Source organism: Cohnella hashimotonis, assembly GCF_030014955.1.
GTDB classification, from domain to species: Bacteria; Bacillota; Bacilli; order Paenibacillales; family Paenibacillaceae; genus Cohnella; species Cohnella hashimotonis.
In genome coordinates this window covers 7,172,712-7,190,022 of the sequence record NZ_JAGRPV010000001.1, presented here as the reverse complement: position 1 = coordinate 7,190,022, position 17,311 = coordinate 7,172,712, and the positions used below count along the sequence as shown (strand labels likewise).

At 62.5% G+C, this 17,311-nt stretch carries 12 protein-coding genes; 10 read left to right on the top strand and 2 right to left on the bottom strand.

Features of this window, described 5'->3' with window-relative positions:
* The first annotated feature begins 88 nt into the window (after positions 1 to 88).
* From KB449_RS28685 to KB449_RS28650, 8 genes are all read left to right on the top strand, one after another.
* Positions 89 to 1,870: a sensor histidine kinase gene (locus tag KB449_RS28685; RefSeq protein ID WP_282911622.1), complete on the top strand. Its 1,782-nt coding sequence runs from the start codon at positions 89 to 91 to the stop codon at positions 1,868 to 1,870.
* Positions 1,845 to 3,488: a response regulator gene (locus KB449_RS28680; RefSeq protein WP_282911621.1), complete on the top strand. Its 1,644-nt coding sequence runs from the start codon at positions 1,845 to 1,847 to the stop codon at positions 3,486 to 3,488. Before KB449_RS28685 ends, KB449_RS28680 begins: the two co-directional genes overlap by 26 nt.
* A gap of 74 nt (positions 3,489 to 3,562) precedes the next feature.
* A complete protein-coding gene (locus tag KB449_RS28675) occupies positions 3,563 to 5,122 on the top strand; it encodes an ABC transporter substrate-binding protein (RefSeq protein ID WP_282911620.1) in 1,560 nt (519 codons plus the stop codon).
* A 278-nt stretch (positions 5,123 to 5,400) separates the two neighbouring features.
* A complete protein-coding gene (locus tag KB449_RS28670; protein WP_282912929.1) occupies positions 5,401 to 6,270 on the top strand; it encodes an ABC transporter permease in 870 nt (289 codons plus the stop codon).
* A 12-nt stretch (positions 6,271 to 6,282) separates the two neighbouring features.
* Positions 6,283 to 7,167 carry a carbohydrate ABC transporter permease gene (locus KB449_RS28665; protein ID WP_282911619.1) on the top strand — a complete coding sequence of 295 codons (885 nt, stop codon included), beginning with the start codon at positions 6,283 to 6,285 and terminating at the stop codon, positions 7,165 to 7,167.
* Positions 7,168 to 7,319: 152 nt separating this feature from the next.
* Complete coding sequence (locus KB449_RS28660; RefSeq protein ID WP_282911618.1) at positions 7,320 to 9,944, top strand: glycoside hydrolase family 3 N-terminal domain-containing protein; 2,625 nt, start codon at positions 7,320 to 7,322, stop codon at positions 9,942 to 9,944.
* 39 nt (positions 9,945 to 9,983) lie between these two features.
* Positions 9,984 to 12,266: a beta-glucosidase family protein gene (locus KB449_RS28655; protein ID WP_282911617.1), complete on the top strand. Its 2,283-nt coding sequence runs from the start codon at positions 9,984 to 9,986 to the stop codon at positions 12,264 to 12,266.
* Positions 12,263 to 14,242 (top strand): beta-N-acetylhexosaminidase, encoded by a 1,980-nt coding sequence (locus KB449_RS28650; RefSeq protein ID WP_282911616.1) that lies wholly within the window; start codon positions 12,263 to 12,265, stop codon positions 14,240 to 14,242. The genes KB449_RS28655 and KB449_RS28650 overlap by 4 nt, the downstream gene beginning before the upstream one ends.
* Positions 14,243 to 14,316: 74 nt before the next feature.
* On the opposite strand, the gene KB449_RS28645 is transcribed toward KB449_RS28650, so the two are convergent.
* Positions 14,317 to 14,994 (bottom strand): stalk domain-containing protein, encoded by a 678-nt coding sequence (locus KB449_RS28645; protein WP_282911615.1) that lies wholly within the window; start codon positions 14,992 to 14,994, stop codon positions 14,317 to 14,319.
* Positions 14,995 to 15,173: 179 nt separating this feature from the next.
* On the opposite strand from KB449_RS28645, the gene KB449_RS28640 reads away from it, so the two are divergent.
* Entirely contained in the window at positions 15,174 to 15,743 is a 570-nt protein-coding gene (locus KB449_RS28640) for a spore coat protein (protein ID WP_282911614.1), read from the top strand.
* A gap of 141 nt (positions 15,744 to 15,884) precedes the next feature.
* On the opposite strand, the gene KB449_RS28635 is transcribed toward KB449_RS28640, so the two are convergent.
* On the bottom strand, positions 15,885 to 16,532 hold the full coding sequence (locus KB449_RS28635) for a YitT family protein (protein WP_282911613.1): 648 nt from the start codon (positions 16,530 to 16,532) through the stop codon (positions 15,885 to 15,887).
* A gap of 170 nt (positions 16,533 to 16,702) precedes the next feature.
* Here KB449_RS28635 and KB449_RS28630 point away from each other — a divergent pair, with 170 nt between their 5' ends.
* Positions 16,703 to 17,155, top strand: a complete 453-nt coding sequence (locus tag KB449_RS28630; RefSeq protein ID WP_282911612.1) for an Lrp/AsnC family transcriptional regulator — start codon at positions 16,703 to 16,705, stop codon at positions 17,153 to 17,155.
* The last annotated feature ends 156 nt before the right edge of the window (positions 17,156 to 17,311 follow it).

Here is a 17,311-nt window from a genome sequence, read left to right as displayed (position 1 = left end):
AAGCGATTAGTCGGCGCAGGGGTAGTCAATACTTGACGGTGAAGGTAAGCTGGAGAAAAACGCGTCTTCACCGATCGGAGGAACCCGCATGTTCAGCCGACTCGCGAAAATTCCTTGGCGCTCGATTCGGGTCAAGCTGGTGCTTGGCCTTTTGGCCGTTACGCTGCCGCTGATCGCGCTGCTGATCTATAACAACCAATACAGCGTGGGCGTCGTCCACAACCAGGTGGCGATGTCGAACGAGAATCTGATCCGCATCTATATGAAGCAGATCGACGGACAGCTGACCGAGGCCGAGCGGCATATGGTCGCCTTGCAGACGACGGACCCGAACGTGCAGACGATGGGAGAGTCCGCGTCGGAAGATGCCTACATGCTGGCGAAGAGCGCCGTCTCGCGCAAGCTGTCTTCCGACCTGACCGTCTACCCGTATATCGACGGCTTCTTCGTCTACTCGGCGGCCCGGAAGGATATCGTGGAGGCATTCCGGGGCTCGTTCACCTATGCGGAGCTCGTCGCCATGCGCCAAACGATGGAACAAAAGGTGGATACGCTGATCTCCCACCCGGAATATACGAACGCCGCATGGAAGGCGGAGCGCATTGGCGAGCCGTACCATCTGGTCCGCGTCTTCGGCGACGGCAATCTCTATATCGGCGCGTGGGTCCGCGTAGCCTCGCTGGTGGAGCCGCTGCGCAGCACGCGGACGGGCGACGAGACCGCCGTTCTGATGGTTAACGCGGCGGGCGAGCAGCTGTACAGCACGCGTCCGCTGGAGGAAGCGGGACTGGACTTCTCGCGCGGGTTCGGCGACGGGTATTATTTGTCGGGACGCGGACACTCGCATCTGATCGTGGGCGAAGCGTCCGGCAAAGGGGATTTCGGCCTGGCAGCGGCGATTCCGGACCGTTCGATTCTGGAAAATCTGCCGTATCTCAAGCGGGCGACGGCGATCGTCATCGTGCTCGCGGTGCTGATGCTGCCGCTTGGCTTCTGGTTTCTTCGCCAACTGCTGCTGCTGCCGCTCCGCAAGATGGTCGCCGCCATGCGGCTGATCGGGCAGGGCAACTTCAGCACGCGCATGGAGGAGCGGCAGGCGCCGGACGAATTTCAGCTGGTCCATCAGACCTTTAACCTGATGAGCTCCCAGATCGAGGCGCTCAAAATCAATGTGTACGAGGAGCAGATCAGCAAGCAGCGCGCCGAGCTCAAGCAGCTGCAGCTGCAGATCAACCCGCACTTTTTCATGAATTCGCTCAACATCCTGTACAACTTGGCGCAGGTCAAGCAGTACGGCCTCATTCAGGAAATGACGATGTCCCTTGTCCAGTACTTCCGTTATATGTTCCAGAGCAGACGGTCGCTCGTGCTGCTGCAGGACGAGCTGGGCCATATCGGCAACTATTTGCGCATCCAGCGGATGCGATTTGCCGGGCAGCTGGAATGCGCGATCCGTGTGCCCGACTATCTCGGCGAGACGCGGATACCTCCGCTTCTGCTGCAGACGATCGTGGAAAATACGATCAAGCACGCGGTCCGGGCGGACGGACGGACGACGCTAACGATCGAAGCCGCGTTGGACGATCTGGCCGAGCAGCCCATGGTGTGCCTGACCGTTCGGGACGACGGGCCGGGCTACTCGGAAGGGGCACTGGCGGACTTCCGGTACGGCCGCGTGCCGACGGACGGCGAAGGCGATCATATCGGCCTGTGGAACGCCCGCGAGCGTCTTCGCCTCCAGTACGGAGATCAAGCTTGGATGGAATGCTACAACGACGACCCGCACGGCGCGGTGACGGAGATCGCGGTGCCGCTGAACGCGGACGGGAAGGGGAGGAAGGGCGATGCATACGCTCTTGATCGTAGATGACGAACCGCTCGCGGTAGAGGGCATTCGCTCGGGCGTGGATTGGGACGCGATCGGTATCGGCCGCGTGCTGACCGCATATGGCGCGGAGCAGGCCAAGACCGTGTTCGGCGAGGTGCCGGTGGACGTCATGCTGTGCGACATCGAGATGCCTCAGGGCTCTGGCCTGCAGCTGCTGGAATGGGTGCGTGCGCGCTACCCGAGGACGCAGACGATATTCCTGACCTGCCACGCGGATTTTCAATACGCCAAGCAGGCGATTCAGCTGGGCAGCCTGGATTATTTGCTCAAGCCGATTCCTTACGCGGACCTGGAGGCGTCGGTGCGAAAAGCGCTCGTCAAGTTCGACGAAGAGAGCGAGCTCAGCGAGTTCAGCCAGTACGGCAAGTATTGGGTGCAGCATCAGCCGCTGCTCGTCGAGCGGTTCTGGCTGGACATCCTGAACCACGAAATTCCGCCGCAGTCGGAGGCGGTCGCCAAAGCCGCCGAAGCGCGCAATATCCCGTACTCGGGCGAGCTGGTTTTCGTCCCGCTGCTGATCCGGATTCGGAGATGGTACAGGGAGTTCTCCTTGCGCGACAAAAAAATTCTGTCTTACGCGCTGCGCAAGTCGGCCGAAGAACTCGTGATGGAGCGGCACGACAGCGGGCTGCTGCTGTCGCCGGCGGAGGAGACGATGCTGGCGGTGCTGGGCGGAGACGGCCGTGAGACAGTCGATCTCCTGCGGCTGAAGTCGTCCTGCGAAGCGTATATGGCGGCGTGTCCGCGGTATTTTTATTGCGACGTAGCCTGCTATATCGGCGAGCCGGCGCACGTCCACGAGATGGGCGAGGGCTACAGGAGGCTGCTCGAGCGGGACGCGAACAACGTGTCGTACGACAGCCGCGTGTTCCTTCCGGGCGAACAGCGTGCCGAAGCGCGGGCGCATTCGCTCCCGGATATGGGCGTCTGGGCGGTTCTGCTGAAGGAAGGCGCGCGGGACAAGGTGCTGCAGGCGGCCGAAGCCTACATCGGCGAACAGCTGCGCGCCGGCGCACTCACGCCTTCGCTGCTCGGCGCGTTCGTGCAGGATTTTCAGCAGACCGTCCATTACGTATTGCAGGTTAAAGGCATCCAGGCGCATCGGCTGCTCGGCGATCGCGATTCGTCCGAGCTGTACGCCCGCGCGACCCGGTCCGCGCAGGACGCACTGGCCTGGATCCGCCATGCGGTGGGCAAGGCGATGGACTACGCGTCGGCGCTCGAGCATTCGCCCAGCGTGGTGGAGCAGGCCAAAGCGTACATCCGCGAGCATCTGGACGCCGACATCTCCAGAGAGGATATCGCGGCGCATGTCTTCCTCAACCCCGACTATCTGACGCGCGTGTTCAAACGGGATACGGGCCAGTCCATCTCGGACTACTTGCTGCAGCAGCGTCTCGACATCGCCGCCCAGCTGCTCGAGAACACGGACATGCCGGTCAGCGCCGTCGCGAGCAAGATCGGCTACGCCAACTTCTCGCACTTTTCGCGCATGTTCAAGAAGTACATGGACGCGGGCCCGGCCGAATATCGCCAGCGGCATGCCGCAGGCCGGCATAGCGAAGCACAAAGTCGGCAAAGTGACAGCCCGAGGTCGTGAGCGGAGCAGTACCCGAGACAGCGCTTGCTTACAATAAAGACAGTTACCATTCAAGCAAAGCGGGGGGAACGAACATGAGCAAGAAAAACACGGCCGCGGCTTCGCTGCTGCTCGCGACGGCGGTGGCGCTGTCGGCTTGCGGCGGCAACAACGACGGCAACAACGCGGCGCCGAGCGGCAGCTCGGCGGCAAGCGGCAATCCGGCTCCGTCCGGCAGCGGCTCGGCCGCGCCGAGCGGCAAGATGGAAGAGATCACCGTCACTTTTCCGATGATCAGCACCGTCATTCCGCAGATGCCGGCCATCGAAGCGGCGATCAACAAAATTTCGCAGGCCAAAATCAACACGACCGTCAAGCTGAAGGCGATCAGCTCGGGCGAATGGGTGCAGCAGACGAATCTGATGTTCACCAGCAACGAGACGATGGACCTCATGTACGTGAGCGGAGGCCTATACAGCAGCATGGTCGCCAAGAACCAGCTGGTGGCGCTCGACGAGCTGCTCGGCCAGTACGGAGAGGGCGTCAAGGCGGCTGTCGGCGAGGATTATATCAACGTGCCCAAGATCAAGGGCGCCATTTATGCGGTGCCGTCCGTGCGCGACCTGGCGAGCAGTTACGGCGTGATCATGCGCAAGGATCTCATCGACAAGTACAACATCGACGTCGACGCGATCAAGACGCTGGACGACTTCGCTGCCGCGCTGAAGACGGTCAAGGCCGGCGAGCCGGACTTCGCGCCGCTCGTGCCGCCGGGCGTCAACATGTCTTTCCTGGACGGTTATATGACGTACGACAATCTGGGCGACTCGCTGGGCGTGCTGCCGAACTACGACAACGGCCTGAAGGTCGTCGATCTGTACGAGTCGCAGGAATACAAAGAGCTAGTGACGAAGTTCCGCCAGTGGTACCAAGACGGCTATGTTCTGAAGGATGCATCGACGAACAAGACGTCGACGTTCGAGCTGCTCCGCTCCGGCAAGGGCTTCGCCTATTTCGCCGCGATTAAACCGGGCATCGCCGAGCAGGAAGGGAAGGCCGCCGGCACCGAAGTCGTCGCCAAAGAGCTGACGCCCGTCATCGCCAGGACCGGCACCGTCACCGGCGCCATGTGGGGCATTCCCGTCAATTCCAAGCATCGCGAATCGGCGATGAAGTTCCTTAACTTGATGTATGCGGACAAGGATATCGTCAATCTGCTCGACTGGGGCATCGAAGGCGAGCACTATGCGAAGGTCGACGGCCAGGACGGCGTCATCAAGTATCCGGAGGGCGTCAACGCCGCCAATACGACCTACAACATGCCGCTCGGCTGGATGTTCGGCAACCAGTTCCTGTCCTACACGATGGAAGGCGGCGACGCCGACATCTGGAACAAGATGGACGCGTTCAACAAAAGCGCGCAGCACTCCAAGGCGATGGGCTTCGCCTTCGACGCGACGCCGGTCAAGACCGAGTTCGCGGCGGTGTCCAACGTCGTCACCCAATACAAGCTGCCACTGGAGACGGGCAGCGTCGATCCGGAAAAGGTACTGCCCGAGTTCATCGCCAAGCTGAAGTCGGCGGGCATCGACAAGATCGTCGCCGAGAAGCAGAAGCAGCTGGACGAGTGGGCGAAGGCCAATCCGACTCCGTAATTCAACGCGCACGCGTGCATCTTTGCCCGGCCAATCCTGCATTGGCCGGGTTCTTTGCCGTTCGGCAAGCAGTGGCGGAAGACGGCCCGGCAGGTGGTCGGCAAAGCGCAAAGCGGAAGTCGCCGCAGCGGTAGTGGGGGCGTTCGTCGCTCCGATACAATCGATTCATAGCGCCGGCGGCACGATACGCCGACGACAAGAAAGGGGAGAATACGGTGGCCACGATCGCGCACCGCAAAAAACGCCGCAGCCTCCGCCGGTTCGTCCCGCTGTACCTCATGCTGGTGCCGGGACTCGCGTACCTGGTCCTCAACAATTATTTGCCGCTGTTCGGGCTGTCCATCGCCTTCAAGAACATCGACTACAGCAAGGGCATCTGGGGCAGCGACTGGATCGGCTTCGACAACTTCGAGTACCTGTTCAAGACGAGCGACGCGCTCCTCATCACTCGCAATACGCTGCTGTACAACGCGGTCTTCATCGTTCTCGGGCTTGGCCTCGCCATCGCGGTGGCCATCCTGCTGAACGAGATCAAAAACCGGTTCGCCTCGCGCTTGTACCAGAGCGTCATTATCCTGCCGTTCCTCATCTCGATCATCCTCGTCAGCTACCTCGTGTACGCGATGCTGAGCACCGATACCGGCTTTCTCAACAAGACGCTGCTGCCCGCCCTCGGGATCGAGCCGATCGCCTGGTATACGGAGCCCAAGTACTGGCCGTATATTCTGACGTTCGTGCATCTGTGGAAAGGCGTGGGCTACAACTGCATCGTCTTCCTAGCGGCGATCATCGGCATCGACGGCGAGTACTACGAGGCCGCGCGCCTCGACGGCGCGTCCAAGTGGCTGCAGATCCGCAAGATCACGATTCCGATGATCACGCCGGTCATCATCATGCTCATGCTGCTCGCGATCGGCAGGATATTCTACGCGGACTTTGGGCTGTTCTACCAGGTGCCGCTGAATTCGGGCGCGCTGTTCGAGACGACGAACGTCATCGACACCTATGTCTTCCGCGGCCTGATGCAGCTCGGCGACATCGGCATGTCCTCCGCGGCGGGCTTTTACCAATCGGTCGTCGGCTTCGTGCTCGTGCTGATCTCCAATTATATCGTTCGCAAAATCAACAAAGAAAACGCTTTGTTCTAAGGAGGGACCGACATGGACGTTGAAAACCGAAAGTGGCAATGGGCCGCGCATGCGGTCCTGATCCTGCTGTCGCTCGCCTGCGTACTGCCGTTTATTCTGCTGTTCATGGCTTCGATCACCGACGAGAAAACGATCGTCGCGAACGGGTACTCGTTTTTCCCGTCCCGCATCAGCTTCAGCGCCTACGAATACTTGTGGAACCAGTCGAGTCAGATTTTCCACGCGTACGGGATCACGGTGCTCGTGACCGTCATCGGCACGTTCGCGAGCCTCGTCATCACTTCGCTGCTCGCCTACCCGCTGTCGCGCAGGGATCTGCCCGGCGGCCAGTTCATCGCCTTCGTCGTCTTCTTCACGCTGCTGTTCAACGGCGGCCTCGTGCCAACCTACATGGTGTACACGCAAGTGCTCGACGTGAAAAACACGCTGCTGGCGCTGCTGCTCCCCTGGCTGCTCATGAACGGCTTCAACGTGCTGCTCATGCGCACCTTTTTCCAGACGACCGTGCCGCTTGCCGTACTCGAATCCGCGAGCATCGACGGCGCAGGCGAGTTCAAGACCTACTATCGAATCGTCCTGCCGCTATCGCTGCCGATTCTGGCGACGGTCGGCATGTTCCAGGGCCTCGCCTATTGGAACGACTGGAACAACGGGCTTGTGTTCGTGACCGAGCCGAACCTGTTCAGCCTGCAGAACGTGCTCAACCGCATCATGAACGACATCCAGTTCCTCACGACGAGCGGCGGCGCGGGCAGCAGCCAGGCGCTGGCGGCCTTGCCGAGCGAGACGTTCCGCATGGCGATCGCCGTCATCGGCGTCGTGCCGATTTTGATCGCCTATCCGTTTTTCCAGAAGTATTTCGTCAGAGGCATGACGATCGGCGCGGTTAAGGGTTGAGGTCGCTGACACGCAATCGACGCGAATGACACGAATGATGTGACTGACGTGACTGACGTGACTGACGTGACTGACGTGACTGACGCGATTGACGCGATTGACGCGATAAAAAATAGACGCGCGGATTCTTATTCTGCGAGGAGGTACGGTCAATGCTCGGAATATGGCATGCGTTTATCGAGACGCCCCGGCTGAAGCTGAAGCTCCAGTTCAAGGTGGCGAAAAAAGCCGCCTATGCGCTCGACATGGCGATGGAGCCGTTCCCGCTGCCGGTGCGGTTCGATCGCGTAGAGGCCGAAGGCGGCACCCTGCGCGCGACCGGCAGCGCTTATTGGAAGCCGGACGAGGAAACGAGCGTGGAGCTGCGCTTCGAGGGAGACGCCTTCGAGGGCAGCCTGCGGCTGCCGTCCTTTGGCGTGTTCGCGCTGGCGTGTATCCGCGGGCGCGGTCCCACGCTCTACGCTTCGCTGGCGGACGAGATCGCCGCTTACCGGAAGACGGACGCGCCGCCGCCTCGCAGCGAAGCGGAGATCGGCGAGGCGGTCGAAGCGCTGCTCGGCAAGCTGTCGCTCGCCGATAAGGTAGGCCAAATGTGCCAGTGCATGGCTTCCAACTTCTCATTCGGCGGCGCGGTCGCGTCCGACCCGCCGGAGAAGCTCGTGGCCGAAGGCCGCGCCGGCTCCGTGCTCGGCGCCTTCGATCTGGGTCGCGTTTTCGAACTGCAGCGGATTGCGGTCGAGCGGTCGCCGCATGGCATCCCGCTGCTGTTCAACAACGACATCATCCACGGGGCGCAGACGATCTTCCCGGTGCCGCTCGCCTGGGCATGCAGCTGGGATATGGACGCGATCCGCGAAGCTTGCGCCGTCTCGGCGCGCGAAGCCGCGGCCTCGGGCATCGTGTACAACCACGGTCCGATGGTCGATATCTCGCGCGATCCGCGTTGGGGCCGGGTCGTAGAAGGCGCCGGCGAGGATCCGTATCTCGGCGCGCTTATCGCTAAGGCGCAGGTCGAGGGCTTCCAGGGCGGCACGGACGGGCAGGGCTCACTGCGCGATCTGGATACGATCGTCGCCTGCCTGAAGCACTTCGTCGGCTACGGCGCGGCCGAAGGCGGGCGCGACTACAACACCGTGGACATGTCCGAGGCGACGCTGCGCAACGTTTATTTGCCGCCTTTTCAGGCGGGAATCGAAGCGGGCGCGGGGGCGGTCATGAACGCCTTCAATATCTACCAGGGCGTGCCGGTCGCGGCGAGCGTCCCGCTGCTGAAGGAGCTGCTGCGCGACGAGCTCGGCTTCGAGGGCGTGCTCATCTCGGACTATGGCGCGGTGGACGAGATCGTGCAGCACGGCCATGCGCGGGATGCCAAGGAGGCTGCGAAAAAGGCGGTCGACGCGACGATGGACATCGAGATGGTCACGCGGGCTTACGACCATATCCCGCGGCTGACCGCGGAAGGCAAGCTGTCCCAGAGCCAAATCGACAACGCGGTGCGCCGCATCCTGACGCTCAAGTACAGGCTCGGCCTCATGGACGATCCTTACCGGTACATTCGGCCGGAGCGGGAGGCGGAGATGCACTTCAGCGAGTCGCATCTTGCGGCGAGCCGGGCGCTGGCGTCGAAGTCGATCGTACTGCTGAAGAACGACGGCGCGCTGCCGCTCGGCGGCGCGTCCGGTGCGGGCGGTCGGCTCGAGGGGGCCGGCGATGCCGTCTCCCTTCCTTCGACCGCATCGCGGGATTGCGGCCCCGGCGGCCGCGGGAAGCTCGCGCTGATCGGACCGTTCGCCGACAGCAAGGACCTGCTCGGACCCTGGCAGTTCTCGCGCTTCGGACACGAGACGGTCACGCTGTACGAGGGGCTCGTCGCCGCGGGCTATGGCGAGGACAGGCTACTGTACGCGCAGGGCAGCGGCGTCGGCACGCCGATCGACGGCGGCATTGAGGCCGCCGTCGCGCAGGCCGAGCAGGCCGACGTCGTCCTTCTCGCGCTGGGCGAAGACAGCGGCATGTCGGGCGAGGCCGCCTCGCGCATGCGCATCGCGCTGCCCGACGCGCAGCTGCGGCTGGCCGAGGCTGTCGCCGCGACGGGCAAGCCCGTCGTCCTCGTGCTGACGAACGGACGGCCGCTCGATCTGACCTGGTTCGACCGGCATGCGAACGCCATCGTCGAGACCTGGTTCCTCGGCTCGCAGGCGGGCCATGCGATCGCGGACGTGCTGACCGGCGCGTGCAATCCGTCGGGCCGGCTGACGATGAGCTTCCCGCTGCACGAAGGGCAGGTGCCGGTGTACTACAATCATTTCCGCACGGGCCGGCCTCTGACGGAGGCGAACGCGGGCGAGAAGTTCATTTCCAAGTACCTCGACGGCCCGAACGAGCCGCTGTATCCGTTCGGCTACGGACTCGGCTACGCCCGGTTCGAATACGGCGAGCTGCGGCTCGACAGGGAAACGCTGACGCCGGGCGGAAAGCTCGAGGCGCGCGTGACCGTGACGAACGCTGATGGACCTTCTGGCGTAGAGACCGTGCAGCTGTACATCCAGGACGTATGCGGCAGCATCGTGCGTCCGGTGAAGGAGCTGAAAGGCTTCGCGCAGGTGGCGCTTGCGCCCGGCGAGAGCCGGGAGATCGTCTTCGCAATCGGCGAGTCCGATCTCGCCTTCTGGTCGCCGGCAGCCGGCTATGCGGCCGAGCCGGGCGAATTCCGTGTCATGGTCGGCCCGAACAGCCGCGACGTGCGGACGGCTTCGTTTGAATTGCTCGAAGCGTGAACGCATAGCCATATAAAATCGATTTGGAGGGATTAAGGCATGATCGAGACAGGGGACATCGGAACACTGATCGCGCAGATGACGCTGGAGGAAAAAGCGAGCCTCTGCTCCGGCGCAGATACCTGGCACACGCGGGGCATCGAGCGGCTCGGCATCCCGTCCGTCATGCTGACGGACGGCCCGCACGGCCTGCGCAAGCAGCAGGCGTCGGCGGACATTCTCGGCATGTTCAACAGCGTGCCCGCCACTTGCTTTCCTTCGGCTGCGGGCGTCGCCAGCTCGTGGAACCGCGCGCTGATCCGGCGCATGGGCGAGGCGCTCGGGCTGGAGTGCCAGGCGGCAGAGGTGGCGGTGCTGCTCGGGCCGGGCGCCAACATCAAGCGTTCGCCGCTTTGCGGACGCAACTTCGAATACTTTTCCGAGGATCCGTACTTGTCCGCCGAGATGGCGGCGCACCATATCATGGGCGTGCAGAGCCAGGGCGTGGGAACCTCGCTCAAGCACTTCGCGGCGAACAATCAGGAACATCGTCGGATGACGAGCGACTCGGTCGTCGACGAGCGCACGCTGCGAGAGATCTATCTGGCCAGCTTCGAAGGCGCGGTCAAGCAGGCGCAGCCCTGGACGGTCATGTGCGCGTACAACAAAGTCAACGGCGAGTATGCTTCGGAAAACGAACGGCTGCTGACCGGCATTTTGAAGGAGGAGTGGGGCCACGAGGGATTCGTCGTCTCGGATTGGGGCGCGGTCGACGAGCGGGCCCGGGGACTGGCCGCCGGACTCGAGCTGGAGATGCCGGGGAGCAACGGCGAGGGGGAACGGAAGATCGTGAGCGCCGTATTGGACGGCACACTGCCCGAGGCGAAGCTCGACGCGGCCGTAGCGCGTCTGCTGCGGATCGTGTTTAAAGCAGTCGATGCGCGCAAGCCGGGCGCGTCCTATGACGTCGACGCGCATCATCGTCTGGCGCGCGAGGTCGCTCGCGAGAGCATGGTGCTGCTCAAGAACGAAGGCGGTATTCTACCGCTAACCAAGGGTGGCCGGATCGCGGTCATCGGCGCGATGGCCCGCGAGCCCCGCTACCAAGGGGCCGGCAGCTCGCAAATTAACCCGACGCGGCTCGACGACATTTACGAGGAGCTGAAAAAGTCGGCGGGCGAAGGGGCTGCGCTCCTCTACGCGCAAGGCTACGCGTTGGACGCGGAGACCCCCGACGAGGCGCTGGCGGCGGAGGCCGTACGCGCAGCCGCGGGATCCGAAGTCGCGGTGCTGTTCGCCGGGCTGCCGAAGCGCTACGAGTCGGAGGGCTTCGACCGCGCGCATCTGCGGATGCCCGCCAATCAGGTCGCGCTTATCGAGGCGGTCGCCGCCGCGCAGCCGAATCTGGTCGTCGTGCTCGGCAACGGCGCGCCGGTCGAGATGCCGTGGCTCGGATCGGCGAAAAGCGTGCTTGAGGCGTATCTGGGCGGACAAGCGCTCGGCGGCGCGATCGCGGATCTGCTGTTCGGTGACGCCAATCCGTCGGGCCGCCTCGCGGAGACCTTCCCGGCAAGGCTGGAGGACAATCCGTCGTATTTGTTTTTCCCGGGCGAAGGCGACCGCGTCGAATACCGCGAAGGCATCTTCGTCGGCTACCGCTACTACGACAAGAAGCGGATCGAGCCGCTATTCCCGTTCGGTCACGGCTTAAGCTATACGACCTTCTCTTATGCCAACCTGGCGTTCGATCGTCAAGAAATGCTTGATACGGACACGCTCGCGGTATCGGTCGACGTGACGAATGAAGGCGCGCGTGCCGGTCAGGAGGTCGTCCAGCTGTATGTGCGCGACGCTCATAGCGCCGTCATCCGGCCCGACAAGGAGTTGAAGGGCTTCGAGAAAATCTCGCTGGCGCCGGGGGAATCGAAAACCGTCGCCTTCAAGCTGGACAAACGCAGCTTCGCCTACTATGACGCGGAAGCGGAGGACTGGACGGTCGATACCGGGGCATTCAAGATATTGATCGGCCGCTCGTCGCGCGACATCGCGCTCTCGGGCGTCGTCGAGGTGCAATCTACGGCGAAGCGTCCCGCGGCCTATCACCGGAATTCGACCCTTTCCGAGCTGGAGAAGACGGAGGCCGGCGCGGCTTTCGTCAAGCAGTTGACCGCGGCGCTGCCGTTCGCCTCGGCGCTCGAATCCGAGCATGCGGCCATGTTGAAGGCGTTCATGGCGCATATGCCGCTGCGCGGCCTGCTCTCGTTCAGCGGAGGCAAGTTCACCGAAGAGGCGCTCGAGGCGACGCTGCGCAAGCTTAACGGGGAAGGAGAGACGGCAAGATGAATGCACCTGTGTATTTATATCCGCAGCCGCGTCAGTACGTCGAGCGGGGCGGCGCCTCGCCGGCCGCGACGCGCTTCGAGGCGCGGCCGGCAGACGAAGCCGCCTCACGCATGGCGGAGGCGGCGGGCGCCGCCGAGCGCCTGAGGGCTGCAGTCGCTCCCGCGCTCCGAGACGATGGCCAGGCCGACGGCCTGGCAGATCCTGCAGCCAGCTCGGCAACGGTGGCGCGGATCGTCTACGACCCGAGTTTGCACCCGCAGGGCTACGAACTGAGCTGGGACGCGGCAGGTCTGCGTCTGGCCGCCGCTACCGCCCAAGGGCTGCACTACGCGCTGCTGACCGCGGCACAGATGATCGAGGGCCAGCGCGAGGTGGGGGAGTGGGCGCACTGCATCGTCCGGGACGAGCCCGACTTCCCCGTGCGCGGCGTTATGCTTGACATCGGACGAGGCAAAATTCCGAAGATGGACACGCTGTACGGGCTGGTCGACCTGCTGTCCGCGGTCAAGTTCAACCACCTGCAGCTTTATATGGAAGGCTTCGCCTTCGACTACCGCAAGTACGCGGATCAATTCCCGGACACGACGCCGGTTACCGCCGCGGAATTTCGGGCGCTCGATGCCTATGCGGCAGCCCGGTTCATCGACCTCGTGCCGAACCAGAATTGCCTTGGCCATATGGGGGCCTGGCTCGCGAAGCCGGCGTTCCGCGAGCTCGCCGAGCATCCGGACGGGATGCCGGCGCCGCCGCCGATCCCGTTCAAGATCCCGCCGCTCACGCTCAACCCGGCAGACCCGCAATCGGTCGCGCTGGCGAAGGATCTGTTCGACGAGCTGCTGCCCAACTTCAGGTCCGAATACGCCAATATCAACCTGGACGAGCCGTTCGGGTTAGGCGCCGGCGCGAGCAAAGCCAGAGCCGACGAGGTCGGCGTTGGACGGCTCTATTTCGACTATGCCCTGCGTATGATCGAGATCGTGCGAAGCCACGGCAAAAAAACGCTCATGTGGGGCGATGTGCTCGCTCATCATCCGGAGCTCGCTTCCGAACTTCCTGCCGACGTCACCGTCCTGCACTGGAACTACGATGCGCCGGTGCCTTACGAGCCACACTGCCGCAGGCTGCGGGAGAGCGGCGTGCCGTATTACGTCTGCCCTGGCACGAGCACCTGGTCCGCCATCACGGGTCGCACGGACAACATGCTCGCCAATATCGCCGATGCCGCCAGAAACGGCAAGGCTTACGGCGCCGGGGGACTCGTCGTGTGCGATTGGGGCGACGGCGGACACTGGCAGCCGCTTGCAGCCAGCTATCCGGCGTATGCCTATGCGGCCGGCGCGGCCTGGCAGGCGGAAGCCAATCTCGAAGCGACGGTGCCGCTGGAGCGCCACGTCTCGCGCCGCATGCTTCAGGAACGCAGCGGCGCCGGCGCGCGGCTGCTGCTCGAGATGGGGCGCTATTACCTGCTCGAACGAAGCTCGGCCGAAAATATGACGTACACCAGTTATTTGTTGGGGCGCGGCTTGCTGACGCGGGAGGAGCTGGAGAGGCAGCTCGCCGTCAATGTCGAGATTCAGCGGCTGATGGGCGGCAGCGGCACGCCGTTCGAGCTCGACTACCGTTACCCGGAGGCGGAGGCTTGGCTTGCTGCGCGCGTTGAGGAACTTGATTCCCTGGTGCTTGTGGGGGACGATGCCGACATCACGCGTGCCGAGCTCGCCAACGCGCTGCGCCTGATCGGCCAGGGCGCGGGGCTGCACCGGTACGTTTTCGGTCAGGAGTTGCCCGATGCCGAATCGCGTCGCCACTGGCTGGTCCGGTTGAAGGGCGAACTGGAGGAGACCATCCGCGAGTTCGAACGGCTGTGGCGCGCGCGCAACCGCGAAAGCGGCCTCGCCGATAGCAGCGGCGCGCTGCGCAAGCTGCTCTCGCAATACGAGGACCGGTTGCGTGACGCCGGCGAATCGCCAAAATAAGCAAAAATGCCAAAAACCCGTCAGCGATGCGCTGCTGACGGGTTTTGCGCGATTCTTGGACGCTCGCTTATCCGTTATTTAAAATAAGAAGTCGTTAGCGGAATGAACACCGAGCCGCCGTCGGATGTTTCGGCCCATACGTAGAGCGCGTTGGAACCCCCGATGTCCACTTCAACTGTGGCGAGACCGTCGCCCATGGCGATCGGCGTCGTTTTCAGCTCGATATCGGTGTCGCTATCCTGAACGTTGAACGACTTGATGTCTTTGCCGATCGCGGCAATTTGAATGTACAGCTTCTGGTACTTCTTTTTCGGATAAAGCATGAACGAAGCGCTGCGATCGCCGCTGTTGTTGTCCAAGAACACTTCCTTGTAATCCTTGCCGTCATAGACGGTCTTGGACGGATCCTTCGTGTGATTGTCGCCCTCGAAACCGGTCGCAATCGAGATGCCGTCGACCGTCTCGCCGAGTTGGATGAGGCCCTTATTGTCCACGTGCACGGCGATGCCGAGCGCGTCGGAGACGGAACGAATCGGAAGGTAAGTCGTATTGTTGTAAGTGATCGGCGCGAGCGTGCCGCCGTTGCCGTCGCGCAGCTGGAACGGCTTGCCGTTTACCTTGAAGCTCAGTCCGGAATTTAAGTAGGCTTTGATCGACGTCAGGTTCGAAGCGGCATAAGCGCCCGCCCCCATGCTGGCGACCATGGACAGCCCGATGACGGCTGCGGTCAGCTTTTTCTTCAATCTGTTCACGCTCCCATGGCATTCATTTGCAATTACGCAATCCTAGTATAGAAATGTCTGGAAAGACTTCGCAACGATTCCCGAATAAATGGTTCCAAAGACCTTGGCCGCGCTTCGTTCCGCATATCCCTTGTCCCGCTTGGCATACTACTTGCGGCGCGTATCCAATCGAAGGGGGTTTTTCCAAATTGAATCTGGGCAACCATGAAGCGCTTGAACTAAGCGAACTCCTGATGAGCTGCACGAACTCCATTCAGTCGATGGCGCTGTTCCTGAATCAGGCCAAGGATCCGGAGCTGAGGGAGATGATTGCCAAGCAGTATCCGGCCCACGTACAGGATTACAATATGAAGATCGAATTCGTGAAAAAAATGACCGGCTCCACGGACAAGCTGAACGTCCCCGGCCTGTCGATGACGGCGCTCCTGCCCGTGCCTGCGCCGCCGTATCCGTCCATCGAGCCCCAGGTGAAGCTGGCCGAACTGGACGACCGGGCGATCGCCACTTCGTACTTGCTGACTTTGAAGCGCGCGGGCCGCGAGTACGCGTGGGCCGCCTTCGAATGCGGGACGCCGCAGCTGCGGGCGTTTCTCGAGGACGCGTTCCGCATGTGCTCGCATCAGGCGCACGAAGTATGGTCGTACATGGGCCGCAAAGGGTGGTATCCGATCGTGCCCGCGACGGGCAACCTGATGGAGACGGTCGGCCAGATCTACCGGGAAGTGCCGAATCATCAGCCGATGACGGTGTACCAATAAAAAAGGCGTCCGGACCCCCGGAAGCCGCGGCGCCGGTCGAACGGTCGCGCCGGCTATGCGATAAGCAACCGATAAGCAACCGGTAAGCAACGAAAAACACCGAGCGGACCAAGCCGTTCGGTGTTTTTCGTTGGCATTTTTTTATCCTGCGGCCACGGTGGGAGCGGAAGCGGAGGCGGTCTGACCGGGCTCCTGGCGTCGGGAGGCGTCCAGCCGTCCCTTGTACAGCGATATCACCGTGCCGGTGATCGCGAGCGAGAGCGCGGAGATCAGCGCGCCGCCGAGGGAGATGGCGGACAGGCTCGTCGCAATGACCGCCAGGTCGAACGCAAAGCCGGTCTTGCCGGGGTCGCGCCCGTATTTGAGCTGCAAATAGCGCGCCAGCACCGTCGAGCCGCCGAACGATGCGCCGTTTTTGAACAGGATGCAGATGCCGATGCCGACGAGCGTGCCGCCGACGACGGCTTCGCCCATGACGGGCAAGCCGTATACAGGCAACAGCCCTTCGAGGGAGGTCAAGCCGGACAGCAGGGCGATGGCCCCGATCGTCCGAAGCGTGAACGAGCGGCCCATTTTGACCCAGGCAAACAGCAGGAAGGGCAGGTTGATCAGGATAAACAGAACCGGGAACTTCATATGGAGCAAGTAAGAGAGACTGAGCGCCAATCCGGCGCTGCCTCCGGTGACGATCCGGGCTTCCTTCAGCAGCGATACGCCGATGGCCGTGACGATGCAGCCCAGTACGATGAGCAGCCATTCCCTGCGTCGCTGATGCATGATATGATTCATGACAAACGCCTCCGCTTCTGATTGCCTACCATGAAGTAATGTTATATTCCATGATACGCAGCGAGTAAGCGCCGAGAAATGTTGAAGTGAAGCTCTTTTGTGTTACTTAATCTCACATTGAAACAATAAACGCCGGATGTCCTGCAATTTGAAGGTGAGGGTGAATCTACATGGATCGCATAGACATCAGCCTGCTCAAGCTGCTGCAGGAGGACGGCCGAATGACGGTCAGCGAGCTGTCGAAGCGGCTGTCGCTCAGCCGTCCCAGCGTCTCGGAGCGGCTCGCGCGCCTGCAGGAGCGGGGGATCATTACAGGCTTCAGCGCCGTCGTGTCGGCGCCGGCCGTCGGACGAAGCGTACAGGTGATTATTCAGGTCAGCGAGCTCAAGATATCGCCGCTCGTGTTCGAGCGCCGGATCGCCGAAGAAAGCGACGTTTTGGAGTGCCACCGCGTTACGGGCGCCGTTACATTCGTCATCAAGGCGGCTGTGACGGACCTAAATGCGCTGAACCGCCTCGTCGAGCGGCTGATCCCCTGCGGCATGCTGAATACGTCGGTCATTCTGTCTTCCCCCGTAGCGGGCCGGGCGGTGCTGCCGCACTCGGAGGCGTCGGACACCTGAGCGCTACCAGGCCGGGTTCCGAAGCGCCAGCGCGTAACCAAAAGGCGGAGCTGCCGGCGCTCCGCCTCTTCTCGCTGCCTTGCGCTGCCCTGCGGCAAGCGATCGTTAAAGATGATTAATCTATCGCAGCGTATATCATTAATTGAATAAAGCAAA